Genomic DNA, 25,825 nt, shown 5'->3' on the forward strand with positions numbered 1-25,825 from the left:
CCATCGGCTCCAGAGCCGTCCCCGAACAGGAGAAGACCATGAAATTGCTGCACATCGATTCCAGCGCCCTGGGCGCGAATTCCGTTTCCCGCGAACTGACCCGGCGCACCGTCGCGCAGTGGCAAGCCAGCCACCCCGGCACCACCGTCGAATACCTCGACCTGGCCGTGGACGCGCCCACGCACCTGAACACCGACTCGCTGGGCTTCCGTCTCGGCCTGGACGCCGACACGCTGACGGAAGCGCAAAAGCGCGAGAACGCGATTTCCGAGCGTCTGGTGAGCCAGTTCCTGGCCGCGGACGTGGTGGTGGTCGGCGCGCCGATGTACAACTTCTCGATCCCCAGCCAGCTCAAGGCCTGGATCGATCGCGTCGCGCAAGCGGGCCGCACCTTCACGTACACCGACAAGGGCCCGCAAGGCCTGGCCGGCGGCAAGACCGTGATCGTCGTCTCCAGCCGCGGCGGCGTGTACTCGACGAATCCGGCGCTGTCCTTCCTGGACCACCAGGAAAGCTACCTGAAGACGGTCTTCGGCTTCTTCGGCATCACCGACGTGCGCTTCGTGCGTGCCGAAGGCGTCGCGATGGGCCCGGCGGCGAAGGACCAGGCCCTGGCCGCGGCCGACATCGAGATCCGTGCCCAGGTGCGCGAAGCCGCCAACGAAGGCAAGGCCGCCCTGCGCGCGTAGCAGTCGTCAGCGGGCGGCGGCAGCATCCGCGTGCTGCCGCACGAACTCGGCGAAGCGCTCCACGAACTTCTGCAGGAACTTCTTCGTGTCGTCGGCGCCGATGCTGCCGTCGGCCGCGAACAGCCCGGGCTTGTTCTGGATGAACATCTCGGGTTGTCCGAGCGTGGGCATGTCCAGGTAGGCCAGAACGTTGCGCAAGTGCTGCTGCGCGATCGCGGTGCCGATGGCGCCGACCGATACGCCGATCACCGCCGCCGGCTTGCCGGCCCACGCGCTCTGGCCGTAGGGCCGCGAGGCATGGTCGATGGCGTTCTTCAAGACGCCCGGGATCGACCGGTTGTATTCCGGCGTCACGAACAGCACGCCCTGTGCGCCGGAAATTTCGCTCTTCAACCTGCGCACCGGCTCGGCCTGCCTGGCGTCGTCGTCCTGGTTGTAAAGGGGCAGGTCGTCGATGCGCACGGGCACGAACTCCATCCCTTGCGGCGCCAGCCGCGGCAACGCAAGCGCGAGCTGGCGGTTGAAGGATTCGCGGCGCAGGCTGCCCACGACCACGGCAATGCGGTAAGTCATCATGTTCTCCGGTCAAGACACCGGAGCACATGGTGCGCCCCGCGCGCGGCCTGCGATGTCAGCGGCGTCCTATTTGCGGGTATAGATCTGGTCGAAGCTGCCTCCGTCGGCGAAGTGTTCCTTGTCGGCCCTGGCCCAGCCGCCGAAACCCTGTTCGATGGTGAACAGGTTCAGCTTGGGAAACTGCTTCTCGTACTTGGCCTGCGCCTTCTGCGATACGGCCGGGCGGTAGAAGTGCTTGCCGATGATGTCCTGTCCTTCCTCGGTGTAGAGGTACTTCAGGTACTCCTCGGCCACGACGCGCGTTCCCTTGCGCGCGACGTTCCGGTCAATCACCGCCACTGCGGGCTCGGCCAGGATCGACAGGGACGGATACACGACGTCGACCTTGCTGCCGAATTCCTTCTCCAGCAGGTAAGCCTCGTTCTCCCAGGCGATCAGCACGTCACCCTGGTTGCGCTGGGCGAAGGTGATCGTCGACCCCCGCGCCCCGGTGTCGAGGATGGGCACGTTGGCGAACAGCCGGGCCACGAACTCCCTGGCGTTGGCATCGCCGCCGAGCTTTCGCTTGCCGAACTCCCAGGCCGCCAGGTAATTCCAGCGGGCACCTCCGGAGGTCTTGGGATTGGGCGTGATCACGCTGATCCCCGGCTTGACCAGGTCATCCCAGTCCTTGATGCCCTTGGGGTTGCCCTGCCGCACGACCAGCACGATGGTCGAGGTGTAGGGCGAGGCGTTGTGGGGCAGGCGTTTTTGCCAGTCGGCCGCCAGCCAGCCGCCGTTCTTCACCAGCGCGTCGGTGTCGCCGGCCAGGGCCAGCGTCGCAATGTCGGCGTCCAGGCCGTCGATGATGGAGCGCGCCTGCTTGCCGGAACCGCCGTGCGATTGCTTGACCGTGACGTCCTGCCCCGTCTTGCCCTTCCAGTACGCGGCGAAGGCGCGGTTGAAGTCGACGTACAGCTCGCGCGTGGGGTCGTAGGAGACGTTGAGCAGTTGCACGGTTTGCGCGAAAGCGGGCAAGCCTGCCAGGCTCAGGCCGGCTGCAGCGGCGAGTGCCAGGGGAATCTTGATAAAGTCGCGGCGAAGGCTCATGGAAAAGGCGTCCTTGTTGAGAGTGGACGCATTCTGGAAGCCGGCGGGTCCAGCGCGAACGACTGAGTTGTCGTTTGTTTATCCGCATAAGCTCAGCTCCCCAACCGCATATCAAATCCAAGGAGGCGTCGATGGCACGCACCGTTCAATGCATCAAGCTCGGCCGCGAAGCCGAAGGCCTCGATTTCCCTCCGTACCCGGGCGAGCTGGGCAAGCGGATCTACGAAACCGTCAGCAAGGAAGCCTGGGCGGCCTGGTTGAAGCACCAGACCATGCTGGTCAACGAGAACCGCCTGAACCTGGCGGACCAGCGCGCCCGCGAGTACCTGAAGCGCCAGATGGAGAACCACTTCTTCGGCAGTGGCGCGGACGCCGCGGCGGGCTACACACCTCCGCCCGCCTGACAGTGCCCGGGCGATGACCGCGGCCGCCGGCGGGCTGGAACACGTCCGGCACGTTTTCCTGGAAGGCTGCGAACTCCCACGCGCCTGGGAAGGCCGGCCGCACTGGCGCGTACTGGACACCGGTTTCGGCGCCGGCCTGAAATTCCTTTCGACGTGGCAGGCGTGGCGCAGCGACCCGCTGCGGCCGCGGCTGCTGCATGTCGTCGCGCTCGTCGAGCGGCCCGCCGCCGCCGGCGACCTGCACGCCGTCGTGCGCACCTATCCCTTGTTGCAGCCGCTGGCCGACGCGCTGGCATCGCAGTGGCAAGGACTGGTGCCAGGCTTTCATCGCCTCTCTTTCGAGCAGGACCGCGTGCTGCTCACGCTTTGCGTCGGCGATCCCGCGGCCATGCTGCGCGAGCAGGCCTTTCGCGCCGATGCCGTGTTCCTGGACGCTGGCGTCGGCGCTGCGCCGTGGACGATCGATCGGCTCAAGGCGGTGACCCGCCTGTGCCGGCGCGGCGCCATGCTGGCCGCACCCGCGGCTTCGCAGTCCCTGCGGCATGACCTGCAGACCTGTGGCTGGCGTGTGCAGGTTCGACCAGGCTTGCCCGCCGCCGGCGCAGGATTGGCGGCGCGCCATGACCCGGCCTGGCCGGTGAAGGCGCTGGACCTGGAAAGCGGCGCCCTCATCGGCGACGCCGTGGTGATCGGGGCCGGATTGGCGGGGGCGGCGGCAGCCGCCAGTCTGGCGCGGCGCGGCTGGCAGGTGCGCGTGCTGGACGCGGCGGCCGCGCCAGCCGCCGGCGCATCGAGCCTTCCGGCGGGATTGCTGGCTCCGCACCAATCCCCGGACGACAACCTGCTGTCGCGCCTGTCACGCGCGGGGGTGCGCATGACGCTGGAGCAGGCACGCCAGCGGCTGGCCCCCGGACTGGAGTGGGCCGAAACCGGCGTGCTGGAGTGGCGCGGCACCGACCATCGCAGCCTGCCGGCACTCGGCGAGGCCTTGCTGCCCTGGAGCCGCGAGGCGACCGATGCCCAGAAGCTGGCTGCGGGCGTCGCGGCGGCGGACACGGCCTGGTGGCACCAGAAGGCAGCGTGGATCGAACCGGCGGCGCTGGTGCGAAGCTGGCTGCGCGAGCCCGGGATCCGGTTCGTCGGACCATGCGCGGTGGCCGCCATCGTGCGCGACGGGGCTCGCTGGGGCATCGTCGCTGCGGACGGCGGACGCCTGGCCGACGCCGACCTCGTCGTGGTCGCCGCAGGCCTGGGCAGCAACGCGCTGATGGGCGACCGGCTGCAACTGCACGCCGTCGGGGGCCAGGTGACGTGGGCGCCACATGCCGATGACGACCGGGCGTTGCCGCCCTTCCCCGTCAATGGAAACGGGCACTTCCTCCCCCACGTGCCGCTGGTGGACCGGGGCGCCTGGATCACCGGCTCGAGCTACCGGCGCGGCGACGCGGACACATCCAATCGCAGCGAAGACACATTGGCCAACCTGGAGCGGGTTCGGGCGGTGCTGCCGGCTGCCGCAGGCGCCATGGCAGCGGCGATCGACCGTGGCGCGGTGCGCTCGTGGAGCGGCGTGCGTTGCGCGTCGGCCGACCGCAGGCCGCTGGTGGGCGAAATCGCGCCGGGCTTGTGGGTGAGCACCGCGATGGGGTCGCGCGGACTGACCTTCGCGGCGCTGTGCGGCGAATTGCTGGCAGCCCGCCTGCACGCCGAACCGTTGCCGCTGGAGGCGCGGCTGGCGCAGACGCTGGACGTCGCTCGCGCGCTCGCCTAGAAGCGGCTCAACCAGGCATCCAGGCGCGCCGGGTGGGGCGGCTGGTCCAGCAACGCCTCGGCGCCGCCGTACCAGGCCCGCACGTGTTCGGCAAGCGATCGGCGCTGCTTGGTGAGAGCGACATGGGCCACGGGGCGGCGGCCCTTGCGAAGCTGGCGCAACAGGGCCCACGCGGTCATGTCCCGCACGCCGCAATCCACGACGGCCACGTCGTACTGCTTGTCGCGTGCCAGCTCCATGGCGCCCGTGGCGCTCTCCGCTTCATCGGCCAGCGTGACGCGCGCCAGGGCGAGCCGGGCCCGCAAGTACAGGCGGACGTCGCGGTCGGGACTGACGATCAGGGCCTGCTTGAGGGACATCGGCTCGGCCACGACGGCATCGAGGTCGAGGTCGATGCCCTGCTGCACGGCGAACAATGCATCGAGCGATTCCAGGATGTCCGGCCAGGACATGGGCCGGTTGAACGCCCGCCAGACACCTTGCGGGGGGTTGTCGCCCACCCACAACATCTTGAGCCCCTGGTTGCGCGGCGACTCGGCATGCAGCCGGGCTTCGTGACTCTGGGCGTCCAGCAAGGCCACCCCCGCCGGCTCGGGTGCTTCGGGTGTCCACAGCTGGTACATCGTCAGGCACTGTTCGGACAGCCGGAACACCGTGTTGAGCGCGTGCCGCTCCTCTTCGGAGAACCCGAGCACCTGGATGAAGATGCGCTGCGCCATGCCCTGCGGTGTCCCCTTGTGAAAACCAGCTTTTCCGGCCTTATCCGGCATCGCGGACCCAACCGCCGCCAAGCCGCGTCCGTGCTTGTGCATAAGCTTATCCGCATAAGGCCGGAATAAAAAAATAGTTTGGATTCATAAGGCCGCTCTCTACATTCCCGTCTCCGGCCCCCGCGCGTGGGTTGTTGATCGCCAGGTTCCCATGTACCAATACACCGATTTCGACCGTCAGTTCGTGCGTTCACGTGCCGACCAGTTCCGCGACCAGCTCGAACGCTGGCAAGCCGGCAAGCTCAGCGACGACGAGTTCCGGCCGCTGCGCCTGCAGAACGGCTGGTACATCCAGCGTTATGCGCCGATGCTGCGCGTTGCCGTGCCCTACGGCGACATCGCCAGCTACCAGCTGCGCGCCCTGGCCCGCGTTGCGCGCGAGTACGACCAGCCGGATTCCGGCCTGCTGCGCGACGCGCAGGAAAAGCAGCAGGCGCTGGGGGAGGTGCCGGTGCCCGGCGGCGCGCCCGTGGCCACGAAGCTCCAGGTCGGGTATGGCCACTTCACGACGCGCACCAACGTGCAGTTCAACTGGATCCCGATCACCAAGGCCGCCGAGGTGATGGCGCTGCTGGCCGCCGCCGAGATGCACGGCATCCAGACCAGCGGCAACACCATCCGCAACATCACCACCGACGAATTCGCCGGCATCGGCATCGACGAAGTGGCGGACCCGCGGCCGTTCGCCGAGATCCTGCGGCAGTGGAGCACGCTGCACCCCGAGTTCGCCTTCCTGCCGCGCAAGTTCAAGGTGGCGCTGAACGGCTCGAAGCACGACCATGCGGCCCTGGGCTGGTACGACATCGGCCTGCAGCTGGTGCGCAGCGAGGCCGGCGAGCTGGGCTTCCGCGTGCAGGTGGGCGGCGGCATGGGCCGCACGCCCATCATCGGCACCGTCGTGCGCGAGTTCCTGCCCTGGCAGCACCTGCTGACCTACATCGAGGCCTGCATCCGGGTCTACAACGAGTACGGCCGCCGCGATAACGCGTGGAAGGCGCGCATCAAGATCCTGGTGAAGGCCGAGGGCCAGCGCTACATCGACAAGGTGGAAGCGGAGTTCAAGGCGATCGTCGAACACGACGGCGGCCCGCACACGCTGACGCAGGCGGAGTACGACCGCGTGGCCGCATCGTTCGTGGCACCGGCGATCGTGCCCCACACGCGCAAGGGCGCGGAGGCCCAGGTGCAGGCCATCGTGCGCGCCGACGCCGAAGCCGACCCGCAGTACCACCGCTGGCTGCAGCGCAACGTGCGCCCGCACAAGAACCCCGAGCTGCGCATCGTGACGCTGTCGTTCAAGCGCCTGGGCTACGCGCCCGGCGATGCGACGGCCGACCAGATGGAACAGGCGGCGGACCTGGCGGACCGCTTCTCGGCCCGCGAGGCGCGCCTGACGCACGAACAGAACCTGATCCTGCCCTGGGTGCACCAGGACGACCTGCCCGCGCTGTGGGCCGCGGCCCGCAAGGCCGGCTTCGCCAAGCCCAACATCGGCCTGCTGACCGACCTGATCGCCTGCCCCGGCGGCGATTTCTGCTCGCTGGCCAACGCGCGCTCGCTGCCCATCGCCGAAGCGATCACGCAGCGCTACCAGGACCTGGACGAAGAGTTCGACCTGGGTGACATCCGCGTGAACATCTCCGGTTGCATCAACTCCTGCGGCCACCACCACGCCGGCCACATCGGCATCCTCGGCGTCGACAAGGACGGCAAGGAGTGGTACCAGGTGACGCTCGGCGGCTCCGATGGCACCGCGCTGTCCGGCCCCGCCTTGCCCGGCAAGGTCGTCGGTCCGTCGTTCTCCGCGGCCGAAGTGCCGGTGGTGATCGAGGCGGTGCTGGACACCTACCGGCGCGAGCGCCGCGCCGGCGCCGACGGCAAGGCCGAAAGTTTCATCACCACGCTGCGCCGCGTGGGCATCGACCCCTTCAAGGCCGCCGCCAACGGCGCCCGCTTCGTGGAGCGCGAAACCGCATGATCACCATCTTCGCTGCCGGCGCCGTGCCGGCCGATCACCTGCAGGTGCTGGTGCTGGCCAATGACGCCGACCCGCTGGAGGCCGCGCTGGAGGGCGTCGATCGCGTCGAACTGGACTTTCCCAAGTTCACCGACGGCCGCGCCTTCACGCAGGCCCGCCTGCTGCGCCAGCGCCGCGACTTCCAGGGCGACATCCGTGCCACCGGCGACGTGCTGGTCGACCAGCTGGTGCAGATGTACCGCGTGGGCTTTTCCAGCGCCGTGCTCAAGGAAGGCAAGGATCCGGCCGATGCCGAGCGCCAGTTCGCCCGCTACGCCGGGTTCTACCAGGGCGATGCCGTGGTGACGCGGCCGCTGTTCGCGCGGAGCTGAGATGGGCGCGATCGACCTGCACGCGCGCGCCTCGCGCGACTATGAAACCAAGCTCGGCGAAACCCGCAAGCTGCTGGTCCGGGCCGCCTCGGAATTCGCGCCGCTGAAGCAGGCGTCCAGCCTCGGTGCCGAGGACGTGGTGATCACGCACCTGATCAACGGCCTGGAGCTGGACATCCCGGTGTTCGTGCTGGAAACCGGCATGCTGCACGGCGAGACGCTGGACCTGCTGGAGCGCACCCGCGCCACCTCGCGCACCCGCGTCGAGGTGTATCGCCCGGTCCAGGAGTCCGTGGTGCATTTCGTCGGCCGCGAAGGCAAGGACGCGATGTACCGCAGCATCGAACTGCGCAAGGCCTGCTGCCAGATCCGCAAGCTGGAGCCGCTGCAGCGCGCGCTCGCCGGGCAACGCGCCTGGATCACGGGCCTGCGCCGCGAGCAATCCTCCGCCCGCGCCGACGTCCCTGCCATCGACACGAGCGAAGTGGCCAGGAACGGCCGCGCCAAGATCAATCCGCTGGCCGACTGGACCTGGGGTGACGTCTGGCACTACATCCAGGCCGAGGGCGTGGACTACAACCCGCTGCACGACCAGTTCTTCCCCAGCATCGGCTGCGCGCCCTGCACGCGCGCCATCAGCCTGGGCGAGGACTTCCGCGCCGGCCGCTGGTGGTGGGAGGACGAAGCCGCCAAGGAGTGCGGCCTGCACGTGAACAAGGAAGAGAAAGTCGCCGCATGAACGCCCGGACGGAACCCCAGCTGCTGGGCCGCATCAGCAACCGCCACCTCGACGCGCTCGAAGAGGAAGCGATCTTCATCCTGCGCGAAGTCGCCGGCGCCTTCGAACGGCCGACGCTGCTGTTCTCCGGCGGCAAGGACTCGCTGGTCATGCTGAAGTGCGCGGAAAAGGCATTCGGTGCGGGCCGCATCCCCTACCCGCTGTTGATGATCGATACGGGCCACAACTTCCAGGAAGTCACCGACTTCCGGGACTCCAGGGCGAAGGAGCTCGGCGCCGAGCTGATCGTGCGCAGCGTCGAGGATTCGATGAAGCGCGGCACGGTGCGCCTGGCGCACCCGGGCGAGAGCCGCAACGTGCACCAGTCGGTGACGCTGCTGGAAGCCATCGAGGAATTCCGCTTCGACGCCCTGATCGGCGGCGCGCGGCGCGACGAAGAAAAAGCCCGCGCCAAGGAACGGATCTTCTCGCACCGGGACAGCTTCGGGCAATGGCAGCCGAAAGCGCAGCGGCCCGAGCTGTGGACGCTGTTCAACACCCGGCTGCAGCCGGGCGAGCACTTTCGCGTGTTCCCGATCTCGAACTGGACCGAGCTGGACGTCTGGCAGTACATCGAGCGCGAAAACATCGCCCTGCCCTCGATCTACTATGCGCACCAGCGCGAAGTGGTCGAACGCCGCGGCCTGCTGGTGCCGGTGACCCCGCTGACGCCGCCCAGGGACGGCGAGCAGGTCGTCACGCGCACCGTGCGCTTTCGCACCGTCGGCGACATCACCTGCACCTGCCCGGTCGCCAGCGTGGCGGCCCACGCGGCCGACGTGGTGACCGAGACGCTGAGCGTGGAAGTCAGCGAGCGTGGCGCCACCCGCATGGACGACAAGACGTCCGACTCCTCGATGGAAAAGCGCAAGAAGGACGGGTATTTCTGATGACCACCGCGATCGCCACCGACCACGACGCCGCGCTGCGCTTCATCACCTGCGGCTCCGTCGACGACGGCAAGAGCACCCTGATCGGCCGCCTGCTGGTGGACAGCCGTGCGGTATTGCAGGACCAGCTGGCCAGCGTGTCCCGCGCCGGTGAGACCGACCTGGCGCTGCTCACCGACGGCCTGTCCGCCGAGCGCGAGCAAGGCATCACCATCGACGTGGCCTACCGATACTTCGCCACGCCCACGCGCAAATTCATCATCGGCGACGCGCCCGGCCATGAGCAGTACACCCGCAACATGGTGACGGCGGCATCCAGCGCGGATGCGGCCGTGGTGCTGGTCGATGCGACCAAATTGAAGTGGCAGGCGCGGCGCCTGGATCTGCTGCCCCAGACCCGCCGGCACACGCTGCTGTGCAACCTGCTGCGCGTGCCGGCGATCATCTTCGCCGTCAACAAGCTGGACGCCGTCGACGATCCGACCCTGGCTTTCGACAACATCCGCGCCGCGCTGGAGACCTTCACCGAAGCAGCGGGCGTGAAGGCCCGCGCCATCGTCCCGATCTCCGCGCTGAAGGGCCACAACGTCGTCGACAGCCAGCCGGGCTGGTGCGGCTACCACGGGTTGTCGCTGCTGGCGCTGCTGGAGCAACTGGACGTGACGCCGGCGGAAACGACCGAAGCCTTCGCTTTCCCGGTGCAGTGGGTGGAGAAGTTTTCCGCATCGGCCGACACCACTCGCGGCCGCCGCGTGTTCTGGGGCCGCGTGGCCACCGGCCACGTGCAGCAGGGCCAGCAGGTCACCGTGCTGCCCAGCGGCCAGACCGCCACGGTGGCGCAGGTGCTGGACCACGCCCGCGAGCCGCAGGCCGTGCACGCGCGCCACAGCGCCGGCATCATCCTGGACCGTGAAGTGGACGTTTCCCGCGGCGACTGGCTGCTGGCGCCAGGCGGCTTTGCGCCCTCGCGCCACCTCTCCGTCACGATCGCCTGGCTCGACGACGAGCCGCTGGTCGCCGGCCGCACCTACTTTGCGCTGCATGGCCACCGCTGGGTCAAGGCCAGGGTCACGCGCATCGTCCACAAGCTGGACGTGACTACGCTGGCCGAACAGGATGCGGACCACCTGGAGCCCAATTCCATCGGCCATGTGGAGCTGGCCTTGCAGGAGCCACTGGCCACGCTGCCCTATGCGCGCTCCCGCGCGCTGGGGGCCCTGGTGCTGGTGGACACCGCGACGCACAAGACGGCGGGCGCCGTCATGGTTCGCTGACGCAGGATAAAATCAGGGGTTTCCCGGCCCTCTTCCCAGACCCTCCTCCCACAATGACCCACGTCGTCACCGAATCCTGTATCCGCTGCAAGTACACCGACTGCGTGGACGTCTGCCCCGTGGACTGCTTCCGCGAGGGCCCGAACATGCTGGTGATCGACCCGGACGAGTGCATCGACTGCGCGGTCTGCATCCCCGAATGCCCGGTGAACGCGATCTATGCCGAGGAAGACGTGCCCGCGGACCAGGTCGCCTTCATCAAGCTGAACGCGGAGCTCTCCACCGCCGGCGGCTGGAAGAGCATCACCAAGCGCAAGCCCGCGCCCGCCGACGCGGACGAATGGAAGGACAAACCGGACAAGCTCAAGGAGTTGGTGCGCTGAGGCGCACCAGCTCCTTGAGCTTGCATGTTGAAGAATCATGGAACTGAAACTGAACGAAGAAGTGGTCAAGACGGCTGCGGCACATGACGGACCCATCGAGACCGATGCGGTCATCGTCGGCGCGGGCCCCGTGGGGCTGTTCCAGGTGTTCGAGCTGGGCTTGCTGGAGATCAAGGCCCACGTGATCGACTCGCTGGCCTATCCCGGCGGCCAGCCCATCGAGCTGTACCCGGACAAGCCGATCTACGACATCCCCGCCATCCCGGTGTGCACCGGCAAGGAACTGACGGACGCGCTGCTCAAGCAGATCGAGCCTTTCGGAGCCACCTTTCACCTGGGCCAGACCGTGACCGTGGTGCAGAAGCAGGACGACGGCCGCTTCTTCATCGAGACGTCGCGGGGCGTGCGCTTCCTGGCCAAGACCATCTTCATCGCCGCGGGCGTGGGCGCCTTCGAGCCGCGCACGCTGAAAGTGGAAGGCCTGGACAAGTTCGACGGCGACCAACTGCACTATCGGGTGCGCAATCCCGCTGAATTCGCCGGCAGGAACCTGGTGATCGTGGGCGGCGGCGACTCCGCGCTGGATTGGGCGCTGAACTTCGCGGCGGGCAATGCGGACGGCAACCCGCACAAGGCCGAAAGCGTCATCCTGATCCACCGGCGCGACGGCTTCCGGGCAGCGCCCGCCTCGGTGGCGCGCCTGCGCGAGCTGTGCGAGCAGCTGGAGATGCAGTTCATCGTCGGCCAGATCACCGGCTACGAAGAAAAGTCCGGCCGGCTCACGGGCGTCAAGGTCACGGGCTCCGATGGCGTGACGCGCGTCGTCCCGCTGGACATGCTGCTGGTGTTCTTCGGCCTGTCGCCCAAGCTCGGCCCCATCGCCGACTGGGGGCTGGACATCGAGCGCAAGCAGCTCAAAGTGGACACGGAGAAGTTTGCGACCAGCGTGCCGGGCATCTTTGCGGTGGGCGACATCAATACCTACCCGGGCAAGAAGAAGCTGATCCTGTCGGGGTTCCACGAATGCGCGCTGGCCGCCTTCGGCGCCGCGCCCATCATCTTCCCCGAGAAGGGCAAGATCCACCTCCAGTACACGACCACCAGCCCCAAGCTGCACAAGGTGCTGGGCGTCGAGTCGCCCGTGTTCGACTGACACATTGCTGTCGCGTGGACGCGCTCCAGGAACCGCTGGAAAGCCACGCTATAATTGAAGGCTGTTCCCCGATAGCTCAGTTGGTAGAGCGCCGGACTGTTAATCCGTAGGTCCCTGGTTCGAGCCCAGGTCGGGGAGCCAAATTCCAAGAGGGTTTGCTGCTATGAAAATGGCAGCAAACCCTTTTCTCTTGGGGGTCCCGGGCCGCCATGGAACGCCCGGCTCGGGGTTTTCGCCTCGTCATCCCCCAACCTCAGCCATAAGAACGAGATACGGCGATGAACGCCGCCCTCGCCCTCACACGGAGGCTGCCACGGAGGTCAGCAGCTCCCTGACCCACTTATGGCTGGCAAGCTTGTGCGTACGCTCGTGCCAGTAGAGCGATTGCCGTGCCATCCCGACCGACAGTGGAATCGCAAGCACCTGCAGGCCGAAGACCGGCCCGAGTCGCTTGGCGAAGCGCTCCGGCAATGCCGCCAGCAAGTCCGACTGGCTGACGACGTTGCACAGGCTCAAGGCGTCCTGGACATGCAGTACGACTTTTCTGGTGTGGTTGCGCCGCGCGAACGCTAACTCCAGCGCCTCATAGGACAAGCCGCTGCGCGTGCGCTGGACGACCACATGGTCGGCGTCGACAAAAGCAGCTTCCGAGATGCTGCCGCTACGCACGGCAGGATGGCCGCGCCGCGCGACGCAAACGAAACTGTCGTTGAACAGGGCCTTGAACCGCAACGTGCTGGCCGGCTCGGCCCACCACGCAAGGCGGAAGTCCACTTCGCCCCTTTCCATCAGGTCGAATGCGCGTTCACGGTCCGCATTCCGGAAACGCAGGCGGATCCCAGGCGCTTCCGAGCGCAAGCGCTCCATCAGCGGGGGCAGCATGACGTACTCGACATACTCCGCGGCCATCACGGAGAAATCGAGCGTCGCGGTGCGCGGGTCGAACCGGTCGGTGCTGGCCAGCAGAAGCTCCGCCTTGCCCACGACCTCGTCGACCCGTGCCGCCAGCGAGCGCGCGCGCGCCGTAGGCACCATGGTGCCGTGCGCATTGACGAACAGCGGATCGTCGAAGACGGCACGCAATCGCCCCAGCGCGTGGCTCATCGACGGCTGGGCGATGCCGATGTGGCGCGCCGCGCGGCTGACATGCTGTTCGGCCAGGAGCGCCTGAAAGCAGCGCAGCAGGTGCAGGTCGATGTTGCTAGGCACGCACCAGGCTTTCGGCCACGAACCGCACCGCATCGGCGAGCCGTTCCCCGTCGAGTTCGCGATGACCGCCCGGATAGGCGACCAGGCGCTTGTCGTTCGACCCGATGGCATCGAACAGGTCGGCGGCCCCGGCCCTGTCGATGATCTCGTCGTGCCATTGCTGCGTGAACCAGACCCGGCACCGGATGCGCCGCGCGTGCTCCAGGAGGTGCGCGCTCGCCGGGTAGGCGGCACTCCAGAGTCCGATCGCCGCGACGGAGATCCGGGGCTCCGCGGCCAGCAAGGGAATGCCATAGGCGGTCCCCATCGAAACGCCGACGTAGCCCATGGGCAAGCCGTGCAGACCCTCCCGCGCGCAAAGCGCATCCAGAGCGCATGAAAAATCCTGCGCCATCGACTCGCGGCCGGTCCCTTGACGCCAGGCGTCGCGGAAGGCCGCCTTGGCGACGGCAGGGTCCACGGACCCGTCCGGGCGACGCTCGCCATGCACGGGTCCGTCGATCGCAAGCACGGCAATGCCACGGTCGTGGAACGCACTTGCGATGGCCTGCATGCCAGGGGCTTCCTTGTGTCCGCTGCCCCCATGGCCGGCGAGGACCAGTGCCTTGGGCCGGCCAGGTAGCCATGCGGCCGCCGGGACACGCTGTCCGTCGCGATGCACATCGAGGCGCAGGGGGGGCGGCAACATGCTAGGGTTAATACGAATATCGATGGTTCGTGACAGAGGAAGCCAGGGGACAGCCGGCCTTCAGGATAGCTCCTGCTATTCACTTTGTCTATGACGGGAATTCGCGCTGCGAGCATGGCGTCGTCGACCATCGGCACGCATCATGCGGCGACCGACGAAGGAGAGCCCATGAGCGAGAACCACACCCTGACACTGGAAACCCTCGAGCCGACGCCCGAGGAGATGGAAACGCGCATTGCGCGCTTCAAGAACCTCACACCGACCAAGCGCAATTACAGCGCGGCCAACGACGTGGGCGTTCCTGGAGAACTGTATGCGCAGCTGGCCGCGCACAGCGTCTTCAAGCTGATGTCCCCTCCCGGGAACAAGCGCAAGAATGCCATCCCGGCCGTCTCCGGCGAACCCGGTGTCGAGGTTTCGATCCTCGACAACCCGCCGGGGCATGGCCCGCGCCTGCATGCGCACATGAAGACGGTCGAATGCTTCATCTGCCTGACCGGCCGGTACAAGGTGGCGTGGGGCAACGAAGGACAGTACGAGACCATCCTGGAACCCTACGACTTCATCGCGGTGCCGCCGCGCGTGTTCCGCGAGGTCACCAACGTGAGCGACGGCAACGCGCTGATCATGGCGATCATGCAAGGCGGCATCAAGGATGCCTTCAACGACCTGCTCTATGCGCCCAGATTCGCCGAGAAGGTGCGCAAGGAATACGGCGAACAGATGATCACGAACTTTGCCAACCTGGGGGTGACCTTCGGCACCGTCTGGCACGGCAACTGACACGCACCGGGCAAGAACGAGAACAGGAGACCAGGATGAACCCCTCGAAACGAATGCTGATGCTGGTGGCTGCGGGGGCCCTGGCCTTTCCCGCCTTCGCGGCCACGCCTGCGTATCCCGCCAAAGCCGTCACGATCCTGGTTGCATCTGCTCCTGGCGGACCGCTGGACGACGCCGCCCGGCGCCTGGGACAGCACCTCACCAGCATCTGGAACGTTCCCGTGGTGGTGGACCACCGGCCAGGCGCAGGCGGGACCATTGCCGCGGCCGCGTTGGCGCGCGCCCCGGCGGACGGCCACACGCTGCTGATCGCCACGCGCGCCATCGTCGTGAATCCAGCCTTGTACGAGAAGCTGCCATTCGACACCGCGACCGACATCCTGCCGGTGGCCAAGGTCAACGAGCAGCCGACCTTGCTTGCCGTTGCCAGGCACTTTCCCGCCAGGACCTATGGCGAGGTCATCGCATTGCTGAACAAGGATCCGGGCAAGTACTCGTTCGGTTCGGCCGGCAATGGCGGCATTCCGCACATCGCCGGCGAGATGTTCATGCGCGCCAGCGGCACCAGGATGATCCATGTTCCCTACAAGGGCCTTGCGCCCGTGTTGACGGACATGCAGGCGGGCCGCATCGACATGACCTTCGCCAGCCCGCAAACGGTGTCGGCCTTGCTCGCCGACGGCCGGCTGAAGGCGATCGCGGTGGCGTCGCCGACGCGTTCACCGCTCAGCCCGGACCTGCCGACCTTCGCGGAGCTCGGGCTGAAGGACATGAATATCTCCAGCTGGTATGGCCTGTTCGCGCCCGCGAAGACGGCGCCCGAGACCGTCCAGAAGATCAACGCGGGCGTTGCGGATTTCCAGAAGTCCGCTGCGGCGCAGAAGTGGCTCCAGGAACAGGGCGCCCAGGCCATACCGCAATCCGTGCAGCAGTTCACCGCCGAATTCAATCGCGACCTGCTCGCCATGTCCGACCTCCTCAAGCGCCTCGGCGTCAAGGCCGAGTAGCTCCTGATGGGCCCGCCCACGATCCTGGTGATGCAGGTCGCCGCGCCGGGAGGGCCGGCCGCCCTGCAGCCGGCGTCGCACCCGATGCCCATCGCTCGCGATCACGAGGTGGTGGTCCAGGCGCGGGCCATCGGCGTCAGCAGCGCCGACCTGATGATCCGGCGCGGCGAATACAAGTGGATGCCGCCATTGCCGGCCGTTCCAGGCAACGAAATGGCCGGCGTCGTTGTCGCAATCGGCGCGCGGGTGGACGGCATCCGGCCAGGACAGCACGTGCTCGTCAGCTCGCGCGAGTTGCCCGTGCGCGGCGGCTGCTACGCCGACGCGATCGCGGTGCCGGCGGACGCCCTGTTCGTGCTGCCGCCCGGCATCGCCTTCACCGACGCCGTGAGCCTGCCGAATTACCAGCTGGCAGGGGCCCTGCTGTACGAGTCAGGTGTCCGGCGGCCGCGCGCCGTCGCGGTCTATGGCGCCTCCGGCGGCGTGGGGCTGGCCATCACCCAACTCGCCGCAGCAGGAGGGATAGACTGCATCGGCATCGTGAGCACGCGCGAGAAGGCGGCTTTCGTGCGCACCGCGGGGATCGCCGAAGTCCTGCTGCGAAGCGAAGACCTGCCGTCCGAAGTGATGCAGCTCACCAATGGACGAGGCGTCGACGTCGTGTATTCGCTGGCGGGGCCGGACATGATTCGCAACCTGGACCTGCTCGCCCCGCTGGGGACCCTGCTCTCCTACAGCCATCTCGGAGGGTTCATGCCGGATGCCGACTTCTATGGCGCACTGCGCCAGCGCCTGGGCCGAAGCCTCGGCGTCCGCGTCTATTCCATCCACACGCTGGACGATCAGCACGGAACGCGGCGCCGGCTGATGAACGAGGCGATCGACCTGATGGCACGGGGCAAACTGAAGTCACCCGCACCCACGCGCTGGCCGCTGAGTCGTGCCGCCGAAGCGCATGCCGCGATGGAATCCCGTCAGACGCTGGGCAAGATGGTGTTGATTCCGGACCGCCTGCTGTAGGCGCGCCAAGACAAGTCGTTGATTCCAAAGGAAAATCAAGGGGCCCGGTCGAAATGACCCGGCCCCTTTTTCCATGCTCACGGTTCAGGCGGCGACCAGGGAACCTGCCCGAAGGGGCTGTGGCTGCCGGTTTTTCGGCGTCCTACACTTCGGGCGGAACTTTGGGCGCACCTGCACGCCTGCAAGAGGGGAACCAGTGAACAACACGCATCAGTTCGAATTTCGAAGCCCGCAGCCCGTGTCCTTGCGAGCAACCGAGGCGGAGTTGCCGACGGTGCACGTGGTCGATGACGACCTCCACGTGCGGGTGGCGCTGGCACGGCTGCTCGGCGCGACTGGCTGCTATCAAGTCCAGGCCCATTCCTGCGCCGAAGATTTCCTCGCCGCATACAACCCTGACGTGAATGCATGCCTTGTGCTCGATGTCGCCCTGCCCGGGCTCGACGGCGTCGGACTTGCCCACCGCTTGCAGGAAGGTGCGCACGCGGTGTCGATCGTCTTTCTCTCGGGGTGCGCAGACGTTCCCATGTGCGCTGACGCCATGCGACGGGGCGCTGTCGACTTCCTGACCAAGCCGGTGGACGCGGAACTCCTGTTCTCCGCGGTTGCGCGCGCGATCGAGCAAGACGCCACGCTGCGCGCCTTGCAGGTGCAGCAAGACCTGGCAACCGCACGCATGGCGACCCTGACGCCGCGGGAGAAGGAGGTGCTGGCCCACGTCGCCCAGGGTCGCATGAACAAGCAGATCGCGGGGTATCTGGGCACTGCGGAGAAGACCGTCAAGGTGCACCGTGCCCGCGTCATGGAGAAGATGCGCGTCAGGTCCGTTGCCGAGCTGGTCCGACTGATGGAACGCGGCCGGGTGGGAAGCGAACTTCGATAAGACCAAGGTCCCATTGGCTATTGCACGGCCAGGGCCTACCTTCTCCATGGATGCACACCGCCTCGGCCCTCGTAGCCATCGTCGATGACGAGGAGTCGGTGCGCCAGGCGCTCGGACGGCTGGTGCGCTCCGCCGGCTTCCAGGTCAGGACCTTCGGTTCCGGAAGCGAATTCCTGGGGTCCCTTGCCGACTGCTCTCCATGTTGCGTCGTTCTCGACTTGCGCATGCCGCACATGACGGGCGTCGACGTGCAGAGAGCGTTGCTCGCATCACGCCCGGGCGTGCCCGTGGTGATCATCACGGGCGACGACACGCCGGAGATCCGGCGCCAGACGCTCGCGTATGGCGCCACGGCCTACCTGCGCAAACCCGTGGATGAAACGATGCTCCTGGATGCGATCCAGAGGGCGATAGCGAAACCCGAGGCGCCGGCAGCTTCGAGGCCGGCTACGCCTTGAAGGCGAACCTGCCCAGCAAGTAGACATAGCCGGCGGACACCGCCAGCTGGCAGGCCATGATGGGGAGTCCGTACCGCAGGAACCTGGCGAACGTCAACCTGCGCCCGTTCGCGGCGCACGCTCCCGCCGCCACGACGTTGGCCGATGCGCCAATCAGGGTCGCGTTGCCGCCCAGCGTGGCGCCGAACATCATGGCGATGAACACAGGCAACGTCTGCGCCGGCCAGGCGGTGAACTCGGGCGCCAGCGCCATTTCAGGCACCACGGCTGCAGCCACGAGGTAGCCCTTGATCATGACCAGCGATCCGGCAACGACCGGCACATTGGCCAGCAGGCTTGACAGGAGCCCGATGCCCAGGATCATCATCATTGCCACTTGCATGAGCTGCGAGCCGAACCATGCATGCAGCTGAAGCGCCATGATCTGGAGCAGGCCCGTCTTGGCAAACGCTTCCACCAGGCAAAAGATGCCCGCCAGGAACACCAGCGTCTTCCAGTCGATGTCGCCCAGGATGTTGTCGAGCGGTTCCAGCTTGGCCGTGAAGGCGACCAGCAGCGCGAGCGACGCGCCGATCACCGCTACGGCGGGCGGCACGATGCGCGTTGGCAGCTCTTCGCCGACCACGAACAGGACCACCATGGCCGCGAGCACGGCAAGCGACGCCGCCGCGAACCAGGGATGCTTGATCGGCGGAGCGGCCTCGGCCGGCGGCAGCGGACGCCGCATGCGCCACAGATCCGGCATCAGGACGGGCACCAGCGCGAGCGGTACCAGCACGGCCGCCACCCCGCCGAGGCTCACCTTGCGCAGGTACTCGCCAAAACTCATGCCGATCGAACTGCCGACGAGGAATGTCGCGGGGTCCCCGACGAGCGTCAGCAGGCCGGCGGAGTTGCTGATGATCGCTGCCAGGACCATCGCCGGCACGAAGTCGATGTCGAGCGCCTTGGCCACGCGGATGATGATGGGCGCGAGCAGGACGACGGTCGTGGCATTGGGCAGCAAGGCGCACAGCGGCGCAACCAGCAGGAACAGCAGCAGCAGGAACCGCTTTCCGCTGCCCTTCGTGGCGCGCAAGTACACGTTGCCAACGCGTTCGAAGACCCCCGTCGTGCTCAGGACGCGCGCGACCACCATGCCGCCGAAGAGAAGCAGCAAGGGCCCGCCGGCAACGCGCATGGCGGACACGATGTCGGCCTCGTTCAGGATACCGAACACCACCAGGCAACTGACCCCGAGCATCGCCGCCAGCGCCATGTCGACGACGTCGAACGCGATCGCGAGGATGACCGTCGCGAACACTCCCAGCGTGACGTAGATGTGCAGGTCGCTCAAGCCAGGTGTCTCGCTTATCGGATGGGTGGCGCGTACATCAGCCCGCCCTGCGTCCAGGGGCGGTTCGGGCCGCGCTCCAGCTTCAAGGGACTGCCCCCGCCCAGGCTGCGCTCGAAGATCTCGCCATAGTTGCCGCCGCTCTGCACCGCCCTGAGGGCCCAGCCTCGTTCCACGCCGAGCGACTGGCTGAACTCGTCGGCCGCACCGATGGCCCGGATCGCGGCCGGGGTCGACATCCGGTTGGCGGCGTTCGCACCCGTGATGCCCTGCTCCTCTGCTGCGACCAGCATGAAGAGCACCCAGCGCACGAGCGTGAGCCACTCTTCATCGCCTGCTCGCACGACCGGACCGATCGGCTCCTTCGAAATGCGATCTTTCAGGATGACGTAGTCCTGCGCTCCGCCCGGGGTCGAGGCGCGCAGCGACGACAGCTGCGACACGTCCGAGCTGTAGGCCTGGCAGCGGCCCCCGCGGAAGGCAGCCGCGAGTTCGGCCGACGATTCGAGCACGAGGGGGCTGACGCGCCATCCGTTCGTGGCGAAATACTCGGCCAGGTTGTCGGCGTGGGTGGTCCCCTTCTCCACGCACACGGTCGATCCGTCCAGAGCGGCGACGGAGCTGACAGCGCTCTTTCCGGGGACCATGAAGCCTTGCCCGTCGTACAGCAGGATTCCCGCAAAGCGAACCTTGAGGCCGCTTTCACGCGCGAGGGTCCACGTGGTCTGGCGCACCAGGATGTCGATGGAACCGGCCTGCAAGGCAGGAAATCGCCTGGACGCCGTCAGCGGGATGAAACTGACCTTTTCACCGCTCCCGAGCGCTGCGGCCGCCACGGCGCGGCAGAACTCCGCGTCCATGCCCACCCAGCGCCCCGTCGCATCACGCGACGAAAAGCCTGCAATGCCTTCACTGACCCCGCACCGCAAGGTGCCGCGCGCCTTGACGGCCTTGAAGGTCTCGCCAGCGTGCACTGGCGCGGCGAGCAGGGCAGCCGCGCAGAGCAACAGGCCGCGCGCCAGCCGCATCGTCAGTCTGTCACCGGCGACCAGGTCTTGTCCGGGTTGTAGGTCGTGATGGCCCCGGCCACCTGCTGCGTCTTCGGTCCAAGATCCTTTTCGTACACGACCCCGTAGTGGTTGACGATGAAGGTCTTGACACCGGTACGGCCATACCGCGCGGGGTAGGCTATCAGTGCGTAGCCGGCAACCATGCGCCCGTTGATCACGTAGCTGTAGGCTCCCCCCGGCGCAGCGGGGCCCTGTCCCTTGAGCACCCGGTAGCGGTAGCCGCGATAGGCCTCGCCAGGCGTGCGGTCCGCGGCGTCATCCTTGAGCATCGGGCCGATCGGGCTGGGTTCGTCGCCCTTCGCGGCGTCCGCTTCCCAGTACAGGCCGTCCTTCCGGCCGGCCGAACTGGCGAGGCGCTGCGCGAAGGCCCGGACGTTGCTGCCGTCACGCGGCTTCGATGCGTACTGGAGCTGCGCGGCGCCGTAGAACTGCAGCACCTCGATGGCACCCAGTTCGTTTTCGCCGATGCGCCGATTGATGATTTCCTCGGCGCCCGCGGCGGTGTCGAAGCGCCAGGCGCCCGAGCTTTGCACCAGCGGAATCGGCAAGGGCCAGGCCTCGGTGCCGACCAGCAAGGTGACCCGGCCATCCGTCTCGGGACGCAGCAGCAGGTACTCCTTGGCGGCCCGCGCGAATCGCGCGCGGTTCTCGCGGCCCTGCACCTTGTCCTCGGACGCGATGCTGTCGTGCTTCGGCCCGAAGATCTGGGCCAGCGCCGCCTCGTCGTTGGCTTCCGCCGCGGCGACCAGCGCCTTGGCGGCTGCATCGGCCGAATCGAACGTGCGCTGGGCGCCCGTTGTCTGGGCAACGGCCTGCCAGGAGGCCGCGGACAGGATGCAAGCGAGCAGCATCCCCTTGATGGTTCGAACCTGGATGGTTTTCATGATTACCTCCTGCCTCCGCCGCCGCCGCGTCCACCGCCACCGCCCCCGCGGCCGCCGCCTCCGCCGCCGTAGCCTCCGCCGGCGCGGGCGCCGCCGCCACCGCCGCTGTAGCCTCCGCTGGCGCGAGCGCCGCCGCCGCCGCCACCGCCCTGCGATGCGCGCGCTCCGCCACTCGACGAAGCGCGGCTTTCACTCCCGCGCGAACTGGCGCGATTGGCGCCGGCGCCCGAGTCCATGCCGCCGAAGGCATCGCCGCCTCCGCCGCCGCCCGACGGGCGCGACGATGCCGCAGCGCGGTTGCCACCGCCACCCACTCCGCCGCCGGCACCACCGCCGGAACCGATGCCAGCCCCGCCACCGCCACCCCTGCCGCCACCGCCCACATCGCCCCCGCGGCCGCCGCCCGCATCACCCACGCGGCCGCCGCCGCCCTGCTGCCGGTTGCCCACGCTCGACACCTGGCCGGGCTGCTTGGACGATTTCCAGGTGGAGTTGCCACCGCCGCGGTTGCCGCTGCCGATGTTGCCGGTGTTGATGTTGTTGTTGCCGCGATTGATCGTGATGTTGTTGTTGCCGCCGCCGTAGTTGGCGCCGTAGCGGCCGCCGCCCCAGATCGCACCGATCGCGGCGCCCCAGATGACGCCGGCAGCCAGTGCCGCGCCCGGCGCATAGGGATACCAGTACGCCGGATACGGGGCCGAGTACGGGTAGTAGTAGGGCGAGCCATACACCACCACCTGCTCGGGGTTGTATTGGGGGACGTAGACCACCTGCGGATCCGTCGGCTGGATCTTGATGACTTCCTTTTCCACCACGATCGTCTGGTGCGTGTCCGACTTCAGGCTGCCGGCCCCTTGCGCCCTGCGGCGGAAGGCCTGCACGGCGTCCATGACGGCGGCGTTGTTGGCGACGACGGCCTCGCCGAGGCTCTCGGTCCAGTCGAGGTCGGCGCTCATCTTCTTGATGACCTCGGGGTAGTTCACCAGCGACTTGACGGCGTCGTCCCAGCCGTCATCGATGGGAAGCTTGGGGTTGGTCTTGCGTTTCTCGAGGAACCGGTCCGCCTGCACGATCTGCAGCGGGAAGGTCGACGACGGCAGGATTATCGCCACGAGGTCGTCGGGATAGAGGGCGAACGGCCCCACCAGCTTCTCGAGCTCCGCTGCGGAGTAAACCTTGGCGCCCGTGGCCGGCGCAGCCGCAGGCGGACTCGCGGGCACTTGCGCAAGCACCATGCGAGGGGGCACCGCCAACGCTAGGCAGGCGAGAGCCACGATGGCTAGCAAGCTGGGACTCGATCGGATCATGACGTGCACCCTGGAAGTCTGGTCGAGGGGATGGTGAAGTGGGCGCGCCGGCTTGCACAGTGGACCAAGGTCCTATAGCGCAGGGTACCCCCAGGCCCTGAAATGAGCCGGTCCAAAGCGGAAGGTGACCGTGCGTTCATGAGCGTGACCAGGAAGTCTTTCGTTCGCAAGACTGGACGTGCAGCCTGCGTCGGTATCACCGCGGCTGCGATCCTGTGCGCAGGTGCATGGGGTGCCGGGCTGCTCCATTTCGCCGGTCCGGGCGGGCCGGCGACGCGCCAGGCGATGGCGATCACCGCCGGCGTCGTGGCTCTTGCGTCTTGCTGGATGTTCTTCGTCCCGGGGCGTCGGCGGCACGGCCTGCTGGTCGCGGGTGCGCTGTTCGTCGCCCTGCTCGGATGGTGGAGCGGCATCCGCCCTTCCAATGACCGCGAGTGGGCGCCCGAGGTCGCCCGGCTGGCGCACGCAACCGTCGACGGCGACGTGGTCACCGTCCACAACATCCGGAACTTCGATTACCGCAGTGAAACCGTCTTCGACGCGCGCTACTACGACCGCAGCTTCGACCTGCGCAAGCTGGAGAGCGTGGATCTCGTCTCCGTCTACTGGATGGGCCCCGCCATAGCGCACCTGTTCGTCACTTTCGGCTTCGGTGACGCGTACCTCGCGGTATCGATCGAAGCGCGCAGGGAGCGAACCGAAGGCTACTCGACGCTCGGCGGATTCTTCCGCCAGTACGAGCTCGTGTACGTGGTTGGCGACGAACGGGACCTGATCCGTCTGCGCACCAACTACCGCAAGGACCCGCCGGAAGACGTCTACCTCCTGAGGTTGCAGGCACCGGTCGAGAACGCGCGCCGATTCTTCCTCGACTATGTCGCGGCCATCAATGCCTTGCGCGACGCGCCGGAGTTCTACAACACGCTGCTGACGAACTGCACCACCCGCATCCTGCTTCACGCTCGCGCCAATCCCGATGCTCCCGTGTACTCCTGGAAGGCTCTTGCTTCGGGGTATGCGCCGGAGTACGCCTATGACGAGGGCCGGCTCGACACCAGCCTGCCCTTCAGCGACCTGATGCGGGCTTCGCACGTCAACGAAGCCGCGCGCGCCGCGGATACCGCCCCGGACTTTTCGCGCCGGATCCGCCACGGGCTGCCGGGGATGGCGGCCAGATGAAAGCAGTCGCACTCGTCCTCGCCGCGGCATGGCTGCTTGCCGGCTGTGCCACGCCGGTCGGGGTCACCCGGGCGAGCCCGCAGGAAGTCCACCGCTCCGTGACAGCCAGCGCCCTGTCCGGCAGTGAAGCCAGCGAATGGTCGAAACAGGTCTTGCACCGCAATGCGCTGGCCGCCATGCACCGCGACAGCCCGAAGGAAGCGCTCGACGTGCTGTACACGCTGCTGCGCAAGCAACCCACGCCGGAGCGTCTTTTCGCATTGGCAGAGCTGTCCTTCCTGATCGCCAGGGAATCGGACCGCCGCGATTACTACCTGGCGTCGGCGGTCTTCGCCTACGCATTCCTTGCGGACCCGGAGTCGGTGGTGTCGCCGGTCGATCCGCGCGGACGCCTTGCCATGGACTTCTACAACCAGAGCCTTGCCGGCGGGTTCGCGTCCGACGATGGCCGGCAAGTGGTCGTGGGTTCGGCCACGCATCAGCTGCCTTTCGGTGAGTTGCGCGTCGAGCTCGATCCGGCGCAGCTTCAATGGGCAGGGTATCGGTTCAGCCGCTTCGTGCCCCTGGCAAGCTTTCGCGTGCGCGGATTGCGCAACCGCTACCGGCAGCCGGGCATCGGCATGCCGCTTGCCGCCGAAATCGAACGCAGCGGCACGGACACGGGCGCCGCGGCCGCACACCGCCGCATTCCCGCCAGCACGAAGGTACCGGTGACCGTCTTCCTGCGTATTCCGGACCCGCTGAGCCGCCTTCTCGCCGGCAAGCTCGATGCGCGCCTGGAGGTGTACACGTCCGACCAGGCCACATCGCTGCGCGTGGCCGGTCGCGATGTGCCGCTGGAACTCGATTCGACCGCGGCCATCGCCTACCAGCTGGAGGGGGCGGACGTGTGGAACTCGGAGATTTCCGGGTTCAGGAGGTCCGCCGAGATTGCGGCGGAGGGCGGGGGCCTGCTCATGCTGCAGCCGCATCGGCCGGGCCGCATCCCGGTGGTCCTGGTGCATGGCACGGCGTCGAGCCCGGCAAGGTGGGCCGAGATGTACAACGAGCTCGCGAACGACAGTGCACTGCGGGACCGTTACGAGTTCTGGCTGTTCCAGTACGGCACCGGACAACCCGTGCTCTATTCCGCGTCCCTGTTGAGACGCGAGCTGCAATCGGCGATCGAAGAACTCGATCCTCGCCGCGCCGATCCCGCGCTTCGACGCATCGTGGTGATCGGCCACAGCCAGGGTGGCCTGCTTGCAAAGCTGATGGCCGTGAGCAGCGGCACCCGGTTCTGGGACAACGTGACGGACGTGCCGTTCGACAAATTCGAGGCTCCGGCGGACGCGAAGAATCTGTTCCGCGAGGGCATGTTCTTCGAGCCGCTGAATGATGTCGCGCGGCTGGTATTCATCGCCACGCCGCACCAAGGCAGCTTTCGCGCGGTCGGGTGGATGCCGACGATCATGCGCCGCCTGATCACGATGCCGGGCCGCCTGGTCCGGAGCACCCAGGCTTTCCTGGACCTGCCGGTGTCGTTCCGTCCTGGGGCGGGACAGCTCACCTCCGTCGACAACATGAATCCGGACACCGATTTCATCCGCACCCTGGCGGACCTGCAGATCGCGGCGCATGTCCGGGCCCATTCGATCATCGCGGTGCGCGGAACCGGGCCACCGGACGGGCTGAATGACGGCGTGGTCGCCTACCGCAGCGCGCACCTCGCAGGGGTCGAGTCCGAGCTCGTGGTCCGCTCCGGCCACTCGGCCCAGTCCTTGCCGGAAACCATCGAGGAGGTGCGGCGGATCCTGCACACCCACCTGGAGGGCTCGGCCAAGTGATGGGACCAAGGTCCGATATCTAAGTCGCCGGGAGGCCGCTAGAAAGGGGGTC

Annotated in this window: 26 protein-coding genes and 1 tRNA gene; 18 read left to right on the forward strand and 9 right to left on the reverse strand. The window is 67.4% G+C overall.

Annotated elements, in window-relative coordinates; translation table 11 throughout:
• Positions 1–38: 38 nt before the first annotated feature.
• Positions 39–689: an FMN-dependent NADH-azoreductase gene (locus tag WG902_RS03875; protein ID WP_340058604.1), complete on the forward strand. Its 651-nt coding sequence runs from the start codon at positions 39–41 to the stop codon at positions 687–689.
• A 6-nt stretch (positions 690–695) separates the two neighbouring features.
• Here WG902_RS03875 and WG902_RS03880 read toward each other — a convergent pair whose 3' ends face one another.
• Together WG902_RS03880 and WG902_RS03885 are read right to left on the reverse strand one after the other, a co-directional pair.
• The gene (locus WG902_RS03880; protein WP_340058605.1) at positions 696–1,265 is read right to left on the reverse strand and encodes an NADPH-dependent FMN reductase; all 570 of its coding nucleotides are present in this window, start codon (positions 1,263–1,265) and stop codon (positions 696–698) included.
• A gap of 66 nt (positions 1,266–1,331) precedes the next feature.
• Positions 1,332–2,354, reverse strand: coding sequence for a sulfate ABC transporter substrate-binding protein (locus WG902_RS03885; protein ID WP_340058606.1), 1,023 nt, complete (start codon positions 2,352–2,354; stop codon positions 1,332–1,334).
• A gap of 131 nt (positions 2,355–2,485) precedes the next feature.
• Between WG902_RS03885 and WG902_RS03890 the strand changes: the two genes are divergently transcribed.
• Positions 2,486–2,758: an oxidative damage protection protein gene (locus tag WG902_RS03890; protein WP_340058607.1), complete on the forward strand. Its 273-nt coding sequence runs from the start codon at positions 2,486–2,488 to the stop codon at positions 2,756–2,758.
• A 13-nt stretch (positions 2,759–2,771) separates the two neighbouring features.
• Positions 2,772–4,529 carry an FAD-dependent 5-carboxymethylaminomethyl-2-thiouridine(34) oxidoreductase MnmC gene (mnmC, locus tag WG902_RS03895; protein ID WP_340058608.1) on the forward strand — a complete coding sequence of 586 codons (1,758 nt, stop codon included), beginning with the start codon at positions 2,772–2,774 and terminating at the stop codon, positions 4,527–4,529.
• Here mnmC and WG902_RS03900 read toward each other — a convergent pair.
• Positions 4,526–5,248, reverse strand: a complete 723-nt coding sequence (locus WG902_RS03900) for a hypothetical protein (RefSeq protein ID WP_340058609.1) — start codon at positions 5,246–5,248, stop codon at positions 4,526–4,528. The two genes, mnmC and WG902_RS03900, sit on opposite strands and share 4 nt — an antisense overlap.
• 202 nt (positions 5,249–5,450) lie before the next feature.
• Here WG902_RS03900 and WG902_RS03905 point away from each other — a divergent pair, with 202 nt between their 5' ends.
• The 8 genes from WG902_RS03905 to WG902_RS03940 all read left to right on the forward strand — a co-directional run bounded on the left by WG902_RS03905 (position 5,451) and on the right by WG902_RS03940 (position 12,267).
• Positions 5,451–7,277: a nitrite/sulfite reductase gene (locus WG902_RS03905; RefSeq protein WP_340058611.1), complete on the forward strand. Its 1,827-nt coding sequence runs from the start codon at positions 5,451–5,453 to the stop codon at positions 7,275–7,277.
• Positions 7,274–7,648 carry a DUF934 domain-containing protein gene (locus WG902_RS03910; RefSeq protein ID WP_340058612.1) on the forward strand — a complete coding sequence of 125 codons (375 nt, stop codon included), beginning with the start codon at positions 7,274–7,276 and terminating at the stop codon, positions 7,646–7,648. Before WG902_RS03905 ends, WG902_RS03910 begins: the two co-directional genes overlap by 4 nt.
• Position 7,649: 1 nt before the next feature.
• Positions 7,650–8,387 carry a phosphoadenylyl-sulfate reductase gene (locus tag WG902_RS03915; protein WP_340058613.1) on the forward strand — a complete coding sequence of 246 codons (738 nt, stop codon included), beginning with the start codon at positions 7,650–7,652 and terminating at the stop codon, positions 8,385–8,387.
• Positions 8,384–9,316 (forward strand): sulfate adenylyltransferase subunit CysD, encoded by a 933-nt coding sequence (gene cysD, locus WG902_RS03920; protein WP_340058614.1) that lies wholly within the window; start codon positions 8,384–8,386, stop codon positions 9,314–9,316. The genes WG902_RS03915 and cysD overlap by 4 nt, the downstream gene beginning before the upstream one ends.
• Positions 9,316–10,590, forward strand: a complete 1,275-nt coding sequence (locus WG902_RS03925; RefSeq protein WP_340058615.1) for a sulfate adenylyltransferase subunit 1 — start codon at positions 9,316–9,318, stop codon at positions 10,588–10,590. The genes cysD and WG902_RS03925 overlap by 1 nt, the downstream gene beginning before the upstream one ends.
• Positions 10,591–10,643: 53 nt before the next feature.
• Positions 10,644–10,973, forward strand: coding sequence for a ferredoxin FdxA (fdxA, locus tag WG902_RS03930; protein ID WP_340058616.1), 330 nt, complete (start codon positions 10,644–10,646; stop codon positions 10,971–10,973).
• A gap of 37 nt (positions 10,974–11,010) precedes the next feature.
• Entirely contained in the window at positions 11,011–12,126 is a 1,116-nt protein-coding gene (locus WG902_RS03935) for an NAD(P)/FAD-dependent oxidoreductase (protein WP_340058617.1), read from the forward strand.
• Positions 12,127–12,191: 65 nt separating this feature from the next.
• Positions 12,192–12,267: transfer RNA gene (locus WG902_RS03940), tRNA-Asn, on the forward strand.
• A 156-nt stretch (positions 12,268–12,423) separates the two neighbouring features.
• Here the strand turns inward: WG902_RS03940 and WG902_RS03945 are convergent.
• Both WG902_RS03945 and WG902_RS03950 read right to left on the reverse strand, forming a co-directional pair.
• Positions 12,424–13,335: a LysR family transcriptional regulator gene (locus WG902_RS03945; protein ID WP_340058618.1), complete on the reverse strand. Its 912-nt coding sequence runs from the start codon at positions 13,333–13,335 to the stop codon at positions 12,424–12,426.
• Positions 13,328–13,888 carry an alpha/beta hydrolase gene (locus WG902_RS03950; RefSeq protein WP_340058619.1) on the reverse strand — a complete coding sequence of 187 codons (561 nt, stop codon included), beginning with the start codon at positions 13,886–13,888 and terminating at the stop codon, positions 13,328–13,330. The genes WG902_RS03945 and WG902_RS03950 overlap by 8 nt, the downstream gene beginning before the upstream one ends.
• 303 nt (positions 13,889–14,191) lie before the next feature.
• Here WG902_RS03950 and WG902_RS03955 point away from each other — a divergent pair, with 303 nt between their 5' ends.
• The 5 genes from WG902_RS03955 to WG902_RS03975 all read left to right on the forward strand — a co-directional run bounded on the left by WG902_RS03955 (position 14,192) and on the right by WG902_RS03975 (position 18,174).
• Positions 14,192–14,806 (forward strand): cupin domain-containing protein, encoded by a 615-nt coding sequence (locus WG902_RS03955; RefSeq protein ID WP_340058620.1) that lies wholly within the window; start codon positions 14,192–14,194, stop codon positions 14,804–14,806.
• A gap of 35 nt (positions 14,807–14,841) precedes the next feature.
• Positions 14,842–15,813, forward strand: a complete 972-nt coding sequence (locus tag WG902_RS03960; RefSeq protein ID WP_340058621.1) for a Bug family tripartite tricarboxylate transporter substrate binding protein — start codon at positions 14,842–14,844, stop codon at positions 15,811–15,813.
• A gap of 6 nt (positions 15,814–15,819) precedes the next feature.
• Positions 15,820–16,833 (forward strand): zinc-binding dehydrogenase, encoded by a 1,014-nt coding sequence (locus WG902_RS03965; RefSeq protein ID WP_340058622.1) that lies wholly within the window; start codon positions 15,820–15,822, stop codon positions 16,831–16,833.
• A gap of 196 nt (positions 16,834–17,029) precedes the next feature.
• A complete protein-coding gene (locus WG902_RS03970) occupies positions 17,030–17,716 on the forward strand; it encodes a response regulator transcription factor (RefSeq protein WP_340058624.1) in 687 nt (228 codons plus the stop codon).
• A 50-nt stretch (positions 17,717–17,766) separates the two neighbouring features.
• On the forward strand, positions 17,767–18,174 hold the full coding sequence (locus WG902_RS03975; protein WP_340058625.1) for a response regulator transcription factor: 408 nt from the start codon (positions 17,767–17,769) through the stop codon (positions 18,172–18,174).
• Here WG902_RS03975 and WG902_RS03980 read toward each other — a convergent pair.
• The 4 genes from WG902_RS03980 to WG902_RS03995 are packed head-to-tail and all read right to left on the reverse strand — an operon-like array spanning position 18,164 to position 22,696.
• A complete protein-coding gene (locus WG902_RS03980) occupies positions 18,164–19,510 on the reverse strand; it encodes an ArsB/NhaD family transporter (RefSeq protein ID WP_340058626.1) in 1,347 nt (448 codons plus the stop codon). The genes WG902_RS03975 and WG902_RS03980 overlap by 11 nt on opposite strands.
• A 14-nt stretch (positions 19,511–19,524) precedes the next feature.
• Complete coding sequence (locus WG902_RS03985; RefSeq protein WP_340058628.1) at positions 19,525–20,535, reverse strand: amino acid ABC transporter substrate-binding protein; 1,011 nt, start codon at positions 20,533–20,535, stop codon at positions 19,525–19,527.
• 2 nt (positions 20,536–20,537) lie between these two features.
• A complete protein-coding gene (locus WG902_RS03990; protein WP_340058629.1) occupies positions 20,538–21,461 on the reverse strand; it encodes a DUF2950 domain-containing protein in 924 nt (307 codons plus the stop codon).
• Positions 21,462–21,463: 2 nt separating this feature from the next.
• Positions 21,464–22,696, reverse strand: coding sequence for a DUF3300 domain-containing protein (locus tag WG902_RS03995; protein ID WP_340058631.1), 1,233 nt, complete (start codon positions 22,694–22,696; stop codon positions 21,464–21,466).
• A 210-nt stretch (positions 22,697–22,906) separates the two neighbouring features.
• Between WG902_RS03995 and WG902_RS04000 the strand changes: the two genes are divergently transcribed.
• Both WG902_RS04000 and WG902_RS04005 read left to right on the forward strand, forming a co-directional pair.
• Positions 22,907–23,947, forward strand: coding sequence for an Lnb N-terminal periplasmic domain-containing protein (locus WG902_RS04000; RefSeq protein ID WP_340058632.1), 1,041 nt, complete (start codon positions 22,907–22,909; stop codon positions 23,945–23,947).
• On the forward strand, positions 23,944–25,773 hold the full coding sequence (locus tag WG902_RS04005; protein ID WP_340058633.1) for an esterase/lipase family protein: 1,830 nt from the start codon (positions 23,944–23,946) through the stop codon (positions 25,771–25,773). Before WG902_RS04000 ends, WG902_RS04005 begins: the two co-directional genes overlap by 4 nt.
• The last annotated feature ends 52 nt before the right edge of the window (positions 25,774–25,825 follow it).

It is taken from the genome of Ramlibacter sp. PS3R-8 (assembly GCF_037572435.1).
Lineage (GTDB): Bacteria > Pseudomonadota > Gammaproteobacteria > Burkholderiales > Burkholderiaceae_C > Ramlibacter.